The 2,684-nt window shown below is 27.5% G+C and carries 4 protein-coding genes; all 4 read left to right on the top strand.

Going from position 1 to position 2,684, the window contains the following annotated elements; translation table 11 throughout:
• Positions 1-2: 2 nt before the first annotated feature.
• The 4 genes from KA830_RS13645 to KA830_RS13630 all read left to right on the top strand — a co-directional run bounded on the left by KA830_RS13645 (position 3) and on the right by KA830_RS13630 (position 2,507).
• Entirely contained in the window at positions 3-554 is a 552-nt protein-coding gene (locus KA830_RS13645; protein ID WP_011304040.1) for a recombinase family protein, read from the top strand.
• Between the two features lie 48 nt (positions 555-602).
• On the top strand, positions 603-1,490 hold the full coding sequence (cidR, locus tag KA830_RS13640) for a cidABC operon transcriptional activator CidR (protein ID WP_210129461.1): 888 nt from the start codon (positions 603-605) through the stop codon (positions 1,488-1,490).
• A gap of 110 nt (positions 1,491-1,600) precedes the next feature.
• Positions 1,601-2,125 carry an acyl-CoA thioesterase gene (locus tag KA830_RS13635; RefSeq protein ID WP_011867724.1) on the top strand — a complete coding sequence of 175 codons (525 nt, stop codon included), beginning with the start codon at positions 1,601-1,603 and terminating at the stop codon, positions 2,123-2,125.
• A gap of 7 nt (positions 2,126-2,132) precedes the next feature.
• The gene (locus KA830_RS13630; protein ID WP_011867723.1) at positions 2,133-2,507 is read left to right on the top strand and encodes a hypothetical protein; all 375 of its coding nucleotides are present in this window, start codon (positions 2,133-2,135) and stop codon (positions 2,505-2,507) included.
• The last annotated feature ends 177 nt before the right edge of the window (positions 2,508-2,684 follow it).

Raw genomic sequence — 2,684 nt, 5'->3', positions numbered from 1 at the left:
AAATGGCTAAAATTGGTTATGCACGTGTATCAACACAAGATCAAAGTCTTGATGGACAAATTGATACACTTAAAGACTATGGTTGTGAACGTATCTTTAGCGAAAAAGTGAGTGGTCGCAAAACGAAAAGAACAGAACTTGATAAGTGTTTAGACTATTTACGTGAAGGAGACATCCTAGTTATCTATAAATTAGATCGTCTTGGACGTACAACAAAACAATTAATTGATCTGTCTCAATGGTTAGATGAAAACGGCATTGATTTACATATTATTGATATGAATGTGTCAACCAAAGATGCGATGGGAAAAATGTTTTTTACAATGATGAGTGCATTTGCAGAACTTGAAGCTAACTTATTAAGTGAACGTACGAAAAAAGGTCTAGAAGCTGCGAGAGCAAGAGGGAGAAAAGGCGGCCGTCCTTCTTTGCCAGATTATAAGAAAAGAGAAATCAAATTCTTATACGATGAACAAAAACTAACTGGGGAAGAGATTGCTAAACAGACAGATGTTAGTCGTTCAACGGTATACAGAATAATAAAAAATAATTAGTTTAAAAAACTGGTAACGTGAAGAAATAATAAAAAGGGAGGAAATTTATTGGAACTTAGACATATGAAGTATTTTGTAGAAGTCGTAAAGCAAAAAAGTATGACCAAAGCAGCATCTAATCTTTTTATCACACAACCCACAATTAGTAATACAATTAAATTATTAGAAGAAGAATTAGATGTAAATTTATTTAATAGGTATAAAAACCAAATATACTTAACTGACGCAGGAGAAGCTTTCTTTTTCCAATGTAAAGAAATGCTTAAAATGTATAATAATATCCCTAATGAGTTAAGTAATTTATTAGAATTAAAAAAGGGACATTTGAAAATTGGAATCCCTACTATTATTAATATAAGAATATTAATTGGCTTAATTTCGGAATTTCATGAAATGTATCCTAATATAACTTTTCAACTTTTTGAAAATGGTAGTAAAAAAATTGAAAACGATGTATATTATGGTGATTTGGACATGGGAATTACTGTACTTCCTACAAACAATAAAAACTTTGATATATTCTCTTTTTTAGAAGAAAAATTAAAACTGGTCGTTCATAAAAATCATGAATTATCTAAAAAAACAAAGATTGATATTGAAGATTTACAAGAACAAGAATTTATTTTATTCAATTCTGATTTCTATTTAAACGATAAAATCAAAAATACATGTAGAAATTATGGCTTTAATCCTAATATAATTTTTGAAACCACCCAATGGAGCTTCATAGAAGAAATGTTATTAAATAATCTAGGGATATGTATATTACCCGAAGGAATACTAGGCTTATTAGATAATAATTTACAAGCCATCGATATTAATGAACCTTCCATGAAATGGGAACTTGGTATTATTTGGAGAAAAGATATTATAGTTGATTCTTTAACAAAAAATTGGATTAAATTTCTCCAAGAAAACTTCTTAATTAACTATTAAATATAAAAGCATTTGAGAAATTTATAGCTATATAAAAAAAGGATATTTTATATTTATACACTCTCGCTCTATAATTAGAATGTAAAATATTATAGAAACGGGAGTTTTTTATGGAAAATTATAAATTTCCTAGAGATAGTAAAATTGTCAGTACGGATCAAGTATTAATTAATGATTTAAACAATTATAATACACTGTTTGGGGGGGTATTAATGAAAAAAATTGATAATAACGCAACGCTATCAGCTAGAAGACATGCAAGAGTTAAAGAATGTGTTACAGCTTCTACAGATTCAGTAGAATTTTTATATCCAATCACCCAATCTGATTCCGTTTGTATAGAATCTTATGTAGTTTATACTGGAGAAAAATCTATGGAAATATTTTGTAAAGTCATTTCAGAAGATATGATTACTGCAGAAAGAAAAATTGCTGCTGTAGCTTTTCTTACTTTTGTAGCTTTGGATGAAAATAAAAAACCAATTAAAATACCCAAAATCTCTCCTCAGTCCAAAGAAGAAAAATTATTATTTATGGATGGCGAAGAAAGAGCTAAAATGCGAAAAATTAAACGATCACAAACTAAAAATATAATTGACTCTCTTGATATCAATAAGCCATGGGAATTGGAGTAGTGATAAAATGATTAATGAAATGGAAGAATTAAACCAAATTAAGTTAGATTTGAAAAAACTAAGAAACGAATTTCCTAGTATGTATGAAAAGTTAGAATATATAGCTAGTTTGACAAGACAATTAAGTATCCATTATAAATATTTAGGAGTACTTATGTTTTCAGATAACCGTGAAAATATTCAAAATGAGAGACCAACTTTAATAAGAGAATCTGTTTTGAAATTATATGAACAAGAAGTTGCAAAAGTTAAAAAAGATACTAATTTTGTGTTTTTTAAAGATATGATATTAAAATTCCAAAATGTGGACTACTCACAAATATTTCTTATCATTTTAGGTGCCGAACCTGGTTTTGTATTTAATAATACAATTATTAAATAATAAATAATAAATTCATTAAGAATGCTTAGACTAAAAAATTATAAAAATTCACAAATTATTTGACTAAATGAAACTATATTTTAGCTAATAAAAGAGCCGCTCTGATTTTTTAGAGTGGCTCTTTTATTAGCTTTTATAACTTAACGAGAATTTTTGCTTGTGATTTATCGTTTACAA

Origin of the sequence: Staphylococcus sp. GDY8P119P (assembly GCF_017892075.1) — a bacterium.
GTDB lineage: Bacteria > Bacillota > Bacilli > Staphylococcales > Staphylococcaceae > Staphylococcus > Staphylococcus ureilyticus.
This window is presented reverse-complemented; position numbering and strand designations above follow the sequence as displayed.

Coding starts and splice junctions, on each gene's coding strand:
- KA830_RS13645 (WP_011304040.1), top strand. CDS start 3: ATGGCTAAAATTGGTTATGCACGTGTATCAACACAAGATCAAAGTCTT.
- KA830_RS13635 (WP_011867724.1), top strand. CDS start 1,601: ATGGAAAATTATAAATTTCCTAGAGATAGTAAAATTGTCAGTACGGAT.
- KA830_RS13630 (WP_011867723.1), top strand. CDS start 2,133: ATGATTAATGAAATGGAAGAATTAAACCAAATTAAGTTAGATTTGAAA.